The organism is Gaetbulibacter sp. NE (assembly GCF_025548475.1).
GTDB classification, from domain to species: domain Bacteria; phylum Bacteroidota; class Bacteroidia; order Flavobacteriales; family Flavobacteriaceae; genus Gaetbulibacter_B; species Gaetbulibacter_B jejuensis.
Map to the genome: position 1 here is coordinate 101,612 of NZ_JAOQHY010000010.1, position 7,285 is coordinate 108,896.

The window sequence follows — 7,285 nt, forward strand, 5'->3', positions numbered from 1 at the left end:
GATGCAAAATTTTAAACTAAAACTCCTTGCTTTAGCACTTCTATTAAGTGTTCAAGGATTTTCACAAGACAATATTTTTTTAAGTCGTGATTTTTGGGATACTAAACCTACACCTAAGGTTATTGACCAAAAAATAAAAGAAGGCAACAATCCTGCTGAGGCAAACAGGAATAATTTTGATGGTGTAGTGTATGCGATTTTACAAAACGCACCATTAGAAACCATTATTCACCTTCAATCTCAAGAAGGAAATGATGCTAACAAATTAACTCACGATGGTAGAACGTATATTTTTTGGGCTGCCTACAAAGGAAATATAGAGTTTATGAAGCACCTTTTAAAACAAGGGGCAAAAACCGACTTAACTGACGATAAAGGAAACACTATTTTAAATTTTGCAGCGTCATCAGGTCAAAAAAATACGGATGTTTATGAGCTTTGTATCGCTAATGGTGCAAACCTAAAAACAGACTTAAACCCTGATGGAGCTAACGCTTTATTATTGTCTGCTCCTTATGATTCAGATTTTAAATTGTTAGACTATTTCGTGTCCAAAGGTGTAGATTTAAAAAGTACTGACGCTAATGGTAATGATGCCTTTAACTATGTTGCTAAAACAGGAAATATTGATCTAATGGATAAGCTTATAGCTAAAGGGATTAAAGGAAACGACCAAGCATTTATGTTTGCTGCTTATGGAACACGCGGAAAAACCAATGGTTTAGAAGTGTATAAATTTTTAGAAGAAAAAGGATTAAAGCCTAATTCAACAAACCACGAAGGTGTTTCGCCATTGCATGTGCTTGCTTCACGATCAAAAGATACTGAAGTCATTAATTACTTTTTAGAAAACGGATTAAATGTAAATGCTAAAGATCACAATGGTAATACACCATTTTTAAATGCAGCTTCTAGAAACGACTTAGCTATAGTAAGCTTGTTGTACGATAATAAACTTGAAAACATTAATCAAGCTAATAAAAAAGGAGAAACCCCTTTAATGCTTGCAATGCAAAACAATAGTCCAGAGGTTGTCAATTTCTTGATAGAAAAAGAAGCTAATTTAGAACTAGTAGATGCTGATGGTAACAATCTAGCTTACTATGTTGTTAGTGGTTATTCAAACAGAAATAAAGACGGTTTCTTAAAAAAGTTAGACCTAGTAAAGAGTACAGGGTTAGACCTAAAAGCGCCTCAAAAAAATGGAAACACTTGGTATCATTTAGCTGTTGAAAAAAACAGTTTAGAGCTTTTAAAAATGGCTACTGAATTTGGTCAAGATATCAATGCTAAAAACAAAGAAGGAAATACCGCTTTGTTAATTGCAGCGATGAAAGCAAAAGACGATAGTATTTTAAAATTCCTGATAGAGCAAGGAGCTGATAAAAAAATCACTACCGATTTTGATGAAACAGCTTACGATTTAGCTTCAGAAAATGAGCTACTAAAAGAGAATAATGTTTCAATTAGATTCTTAAAATAAAATTTATTGTCTGTTCGAGCGCAGTCGAGAACTTTTAGTTAGGTCTCGACTGCGCTCGACCTGACACTTACTAATAATTAAAACATGAAATTAAAACACATAACCCTTTTAAGCATTTTAGTTTTAGGATTGGTATCCTTTACAACCTTAACAGAATCTACCAAGTATAAGTGTATGATTCAAATGACGAATTATACAGGAGAAGGCGCTTACATTGTGATTTCGTTAATCAATCCAGAAGGAGATTATGAAAAAACCTTGTATGTAAAAGGTGATGACGATGAGTGGTATAATACGGTTGAAGAATGGTGGCAATTTTATGGCAAAAAACGTCATAATATTGATGCAATCACAGGCGCAACAGTTGCTGGTGGCGAACGCGCTATAGAAGTGATAGATATTGAAGACTCTAAAATAGATGCAGGTTACAGCATCCGTTTTGAAACCGCTGTTGAAGATGATGAATATGTTGTTGATGATGTACAATTCCCATTAACAACAGAGAACATCAAAGGAAAACACGAAGGTAAAGGCTTTATTCGCTATATTAGAATGATGCCGAATTAATGCGTTGAAATCGAAGGCGAAGATGAAGCCGAAGGTTACAAGACGTCTGAAAAGAAAAGGCGAATTGTCATCCTGAACTTGATTCAGGATCCAAATTGACACAGTGTTTTTTATTAATGGATTCCGCATCAAGTGCGGAATGACAAGATTATAATAATTGTCACTTCGAGTGCAGTCAAGAAGTCTCTAAACAAAAAATTAATACAAGTTTGTCATTTAAAGTAATGTAGGAATAAGAAAGAATTTTGAAAGACTGCTTACTGCCACTGAAAAACTGTTTACTAAAAAGAACACAATGACCATATCCATTTGGAGATACAGTCACCTTGCGTTGGCTGTATCTTCTTTTGTTTTTATCGTTTTAGCTTCTGTAACCGGAATTATTCTGGCATTTCAGCCTATTTCCGAACAATTAGAACCTTACCATGTTGCCGATTTAGACAACATCACAATTGCTGAAACTCTTACTGTTTTTCAAGAGACTTATCCTGAAATTATTGACATAAAAGTTGATGGTAATGATTTTGTGGTTGCCTCTGTTTTTACTGAAGAAGGAAACGATTTAAGTGGTTATTTTAATCCCGTTACTGCCCAATATCTTGGCGAAGAGTTAAAACCATCACCTTTTTTTCAATGGGTAACCAATTTCCATAGGTCGTTATTCTTAAAAAGCGTCGGCCGATTTTTTGTAGGTTTATGTTCATTCTTGTTGTGCTTAATTGCTGTTACTGGAACTGTCCTAATCATAAAGCGACAACGTGGTTTTAAGCGCTTTTTTTCAAAAATAATTAAAGAAGATTTTAACCAGTATTGGCATGTCGTTTTAGGGCGTTTGTCTTTAATTCCAATCATCATTATTACGGTTACAGGCGTGTATTTATCGTTAGAAAAGTTTGATGCTTTACCGGAAGCTAAAATGTCACATCAAGTAGATTTTGATGCGCTTTCTGAAGCACCAAAACAACCTTTATCGCATTTTGAAGTGTTTAAAAACACACCACTTTCTAAAGTAAAAGCTATTGAATTCCCTTTTTCTAGTGATGTAGAAGATTATTTCACAGTAAAATTAAAGAATAAAGAATTGCTTGTTAATCAGTTTACAGGCGATGTTTTAAGCGATATACAACTACCTAATGTCACGCTGTTTTCTAATTTAAGTGTGAATTTACACACCGGAAAAGGCAGTATTTTATGGTCTATTATTTTAGCCATTGCAACGGCAAATATTCTGTTTTTTATCTATTCTGGGTTTGCCATGACCTTAAAACGTCGTAAAAGCCGATTGAAAAATAAGTTCAAACCTCAAGATGCTGAAATTGTTATTCTTGTGGGTTCAGAAAACGGAAGCACGATAAACTATGCCAATGCATTTTACAAACAACTTATTGCTACTGGAAAAAAAGCAGTAATTACCGAAATGAATGCCTACACGCAGTATCCAAAAGCAAAGCATTTGGTAATAATGACTGCGACTTATGGTCAAGGCGATGCACCAACAAACGCCAATATGTTTTTACAAAAACTACAATCGGAAACCAATGCAAACACCTTGCAGTTTTCGGTGGTTGGATTTGGCTCGTTAGCATATCCTGATTTTTGCCAATTTGCGTTTGATGCTGATAAAGCCTTACAGCAATTATTTCAACAAGATGTTCCTGTGTTTACCATCAATGATAAGTCGGTTGAAGCATTTAATCAATGGGTCAATCAGTGGTGCGACGCTACAGGAATTACTGTGAATATTCCGCAAGAGCAATTAGTGACCAAACCCAAGCAGCTTAAAAAATTTAAGGTAATCAGCAAAACAGAAGCTAATACAGATGACACGTTTTTTATCAGCTTAAAGCCTAAAAAGCATCATCAATTTACTTCGGGCGATTTATTGGCTATCTATCCAAAAAACGATTATAGAGAGCGTTTGTATTCTATAGGAAAAGTTAACGGAAATGTTCATTTGAGCGTGAAGTTACATGATAAAGGGTTAGGTTCTGGATTTTTATATAACGCTGAAATAGGCTCAAAACTAAAAGCGCGTTTGGTGAAAAATTCTGCATTTCATTTTCCTAAAAAAGCAAAACGTGTGATTATGATTGCAAACGGAACTGGAATTGCACCATTTCTTGGAATGCTTCAGCAGAACAAAAAAATAGAAACCCATTTATATTTTGGACTGCGAACAACGGAATCATTTAATATGTATAAAACACAAATAGATGACCTTATTTATGAAAAAAGATTAAGTAATTTTAAGTTAGCTTTATCTAGGGAAGGAATGAGACAATATGTTCAGGACAAATTACATAATGACGCAAAATTTATTGCAGAAACACTTTACAATAATGGTGTGATTATGATTTGCGGTTCGCTAGCAATGCATAAAGGTGTAATAAGTGTTTTAGAGGATATTGTTATGACGCACAATAACAAACCATTGAGCTATTATCAAAACAACCAGCAAATAAAAAGCGACTGCTATTAAATGCTGCTTTGTTCTTGAGTGTCTTCAGGAACAGTTTCTTCATCAACGTCTTTTCCTTTGTTTAAAATACTTGGAAATAGCATAGGAGCTAAAGATTTTACAGGTTTGTATAGAATAGACGTTTCTAAATCTTCTTCATCTGCAAACGGAATGGTGTTGTTCATATTGTCAAAAACAATAAGCAATATGCTTAATATTAACCCAATTTTAAGTGCGCCAAATACAGCGCCTAAAAGCTTGTTTAAAATTCCTAAAGCAGCAAAATCTGCTAGTTTAGTTAAGGCTTTTCCTGCTAAAGCAATTGCTAAAACAATAACTATAAACGTAATGGCAAAGGCAAGAATGTTTACATATTTTTCATCCCAATCTACACTATCTTCAAAAAAAGAAGCAGCATAATCACTAAAATGAATGGCGCCATAAACACCAGCAACCAAAGCTACAAGTGAAGCAACTTCAACAAAAAGCCCTTTAAAAAGCCCTCTTACAAGTCCAAAAAGCAACAACGCTCCTAAAACAATATCAATAACAGCCATTATGTTAATTTTTTTCAAATATAACTTTTTAATAGTTAAAAATATTGTGCCTTAAATTTGTCAGTTCTAGCCAAGTCTAGAACAGCTAGATTATAAGTAAAACTTTTTTTAAGGTTTCTGTAACCTTGTAGGTTTAAATATCAAGGTTTTTTAACTTTGCAACTTAATTAAATTGAGATTCCTACTTTGGTAGGAAAATATATATGTCTAGAGACGAACAGTTAAAACAACGATGGGAACTTTTGGTTAACAAGCTGTCTGTGCAGTTTGCTGATGGCGACACGTTAGATTTAGATGCCATAATATACCTTATTGGCGTTCAGGAATTAGGACAAATACACCGTCGTTTTAAAAAAGACCACAAACTAGATTTGATGCATATTGCCATATGTAGGTTGTTAGAACCTTATGGGTATTATGAATTTGATTTTTTTGATGACGATGGTTGGCCACATTATAAAGTAAAAGAACAATTGCCTCACCTTAAAGCAGGTGAGCAAAGTATTTTAATGAAAGAAGCCATTGTCAATTATTTTTTGGAAGCTGAGTTTATTGAATAGATTTACTAAATTTGCACTCATTTTATTGATATCATGATAGACAAGATTAAAGCGCTTATTGCTGAAGCAGAAGCATTCAAAGCTGAAACTAAAGATGAAGTTGAAGCATTTAGAATTAAATACCTTGGAAAAAAAGGGTTGCTTAATGATTATTTTAAAGAATTTAAAAATGTAGCTAACGACCAGAAAAAAGAATTTGGTCAAGTTATCAATGCTTTAAAAAAGACTGCTGAAGATAAAGTAAACGCTTTAAAAGAAGAGCTAGAGAGCAAAGAAGAAGATAAAGGTATTTATGGTGATTTGTCACGTCCAGGAGAACCTATTGAAATAGGAGCGCGTCATCCAATATCTATTGTAAAAAATCAGATTATTGATATCTTTTCACGTATAGGATTTAATGTAAGCGAAGGTCCTGAGATTGAAGACGATTGGCACAATTTTACAGCGTTGAACTTGCCAGAATACCATCCAGCACGTGATATGCAGGATACGTTTTTTATTCAAACCAATCCTGATATCTTATTACGTACACATACCAGTTCGGTACAAGTGCGTTATATGGAAAACAATAAACCACCAATTCGTACTATTTCACCAGGTCGTGTTTACAGAAACGAAGCTATATCTGCGCGTTCGCACTGCTTTTTTCATCAAGTAGAAGGTTTGTATATAGATAAAGACGTGAGTTTTGCTGACCTTAAGCAAACGCTTCAATATTTCACCACTGAAATGTTTGGAAAAAGTAAAATACGTTTACGTCCGTCGTATTTTCCGTTTACAGAACCTAGTGCAGAAGTAGATGTGTATTGGGGACTTGAAACCGAAGTAGATTATCGTATTACAAAAGGAACAGGTTGGTTAGAAATTATGGGTTGCGGTATGGTAGATCCTAATGTATTAGAAAACTGTGGTATAGATTCTAAAGAATATTCAGGGTTTGCATTTGGTATGGGAATAGACCGTATTGCTATGCTACTACACCAAATAGGTGATATACGTTTATTAAGCGAAAATGATGTACGCTTTTTAGAGCAGTTTAAGTCTTCGATTTAAAATTTAGGGATTGGTTGCGTAAAATCTGATGGATTTTCTATGAGAAAATCGGAAGTAGTGAATTATATACGTTGTTGTACAGCGTTTTTTATAGTTTAAATTTCTTTCCTTCTTTATAATCAATTGGCAATTTTGGACTTTTTACTCCGAATGGTCCCGATCCATTATGATTGTAATAGAATTTTTCTTTCTCGTCTGAATATCTGCCAGCACAAAGCAGATTGAAAGTGGTGCTTTTTCTACTAGATTTAAGAACGTTTATGTCAATCCAAATAGGCACTTTACCTTTTCGATACAATAAATTAACCACTTCTTCGTCGGTCAAATCCAATTTCATTTTTCCGCAATCCTCTTCATAAATGTCAAATTCCGAATAGTTTGAGTCATTAGTAGATTCAGCAAAAATGACATTATATCGAAAATTGGTTTTCAATTCAGTTTTTACATAGTTCTCTGCAAATTTTAGTGCTTGAAAACTTGCTCCTTGCAAATGAAAAAGAAATTCAATTTTAGTCATTTTCAAAATGTATGGTAACGGTCTCCTTTACTTTGATATTATTAAATTTAACAAGAGTAGAGAGGAGAACTCGAACGGTCTTTAGGTAAT

At 33.9% G+C, this 7,285-nt stretch carries 7 protein-coding genes; 5 read left to right on the forward strand and 2 right to left on the reverse strand.

Going from position 1 to position 7,285, the window contains the following annotated elements; genetic code table 11:
• Position 1 precedes the first annotated feature (1 nt).
• The 3 genes from OD803_RS12170 (at position 2) to OD803_RS12180 (ending at position 4,529) form a co-directional block, all read left to right on the forward strand.
• Positions 2-1,483 carry an ankyrin repeat domain-containing protein gene (locus tag OD803_RS12170; protein ID WP_262733602.1) on the forward strand — a complete coding sequence of 494 codons (1,482 nt, stop codon included), beginning with the start codon at positions 2-4 and terminating at the stop codon, positions 1,481-1,483.
• Between the two features lie 84 nt (positions 1,484-1,567).
• Positions 1,568-2,050 (forward strand): DUF2271 domain-containing protein, encoded by a 483-nt coding sequence (locus tag OD803_RS12175; RefSeq protein ID WP_165353698.1) that lies wholly within the window; start codon positions 1,568-1,570, stop codon positions 2,048-2,050.
• Between the two features lie 295 nt (positions 2,051-2,345).
• The gene (locus OD803_RS12180; protein WP_262733603.1) at positions 2,346-4,529 is read left to right on the forward strand and encodes a PepSY domain-containing protein; all 2,184 of its coding nucleotides are present in this window, start codon (positions 2,346-2,348) and stop codon (positions 4,527-4,529) included.
• Here OD803_RS12180 and OD803_RS12185 read toward each other — a convergent pair.
• Entirely contained in the window at positions 4,526-5,065 is a 540-nt protein-coding gene (locus OD803_RS12185) for a CvpA family protein (protein WP_262733607.1), read from the reverse strand. The genes OD803_RS12180 and OD803_RS12185 overlap by 4 nt on opposite strands.
• Before the next feature lie 203 nt (positions 5,066-5,268).
• Here OD803_RS12185 and OD803_RS12190 point away from each other — a divergent pair, with 203 nt between their 5' ends.
• On the forward strand, positions 5,269-5,625 hold the full coding sequence (locus OD803_RS12190) for a hypothetical protein (RefSeq protein WP_129760841.1): 357 nt from the start codon (positions 5,269-5,271) through the stop codon (positions 5,623-5,625).
• A gap of 33 nt (positions 5,626-5,658) precedes the next feature.
• A complete protein-coding gene (gene pheS, locus OD803_RS12195; RefSeq protein WP_129760842.1) occupies positions 5,659-6,678 on the forward strand; it encodes a phenylalanine--tRNA ligase subunit alpha in 1,020 nt (339 codons plus the stop codon).
• A gap of 88 nt (positions 6,679-6,766) precedes the next feature.
• Here the strand turns inward: pheS and OD803_RS12200 are convergent, their stop codons facing one another.
• A complete protein-coding gene (locus tag OD803_RS12200) occupies positions 6,767-7,195 on the reverse strand; it encodes a hypothetical protein (protein WP_262733604.1) in 429 nt (142 codons plus the stop codon).
• Between the last annotated feature and the right edge of the window lie 90 nt (positions 7,196-7,285).

Bases quoted from the DNA above. Each gene is read 5' to 3' on its own strand.
- OD803_RS12170 (WP_262733602.1), top strand. From the start codon at position 2: ATGCAAAATTTTAAACTAAAACTCCTTGCTTTAGCACTTCTATTAAGT.
- OD803_RS12175 (WP_165353698.1), top strand. From the start codon at position 1,568: ATGAAATTAAAACACATAACCCTTTTAAGCATTTTAGTTTTAGGATTG.
- OD803_RS12180 (WP_262733603.1), top strand. From the start codon at position 2,346: ATGACCATATCCATTTGGAGATACAGTCACCTTGCGTTGGCTGTATCT.
- OD803_RS12185 (WP_262733607.1), bottom strand. From the start codon at position 5,065: ATGGCTGTTATTGATATTGTTTTAGGAGCGTTGTTGCTTTTTGGACTT.
- OD803_RS12190 (WP_129760841.1), top strand. From the start codon at position 5,269: ATGTCTAGAGACGAACAGTTAAAACAACGATGGGAACTTTTGGTTAAC.
- pheS (WP_129760842.1), top strand. From the start codon at position 5,659: ATGATAGACAAGATTAAAGCGCTTATTGCTGAAGCAGAAGCATTCAAA.
- OD803_RS12200 (WP_262733604.1), bottom strand. From the start codon at position 7,195: ATGACTAAAATTGAATTTCTTTTTCATTTGCAAGGAGCAAGTTTTCAA.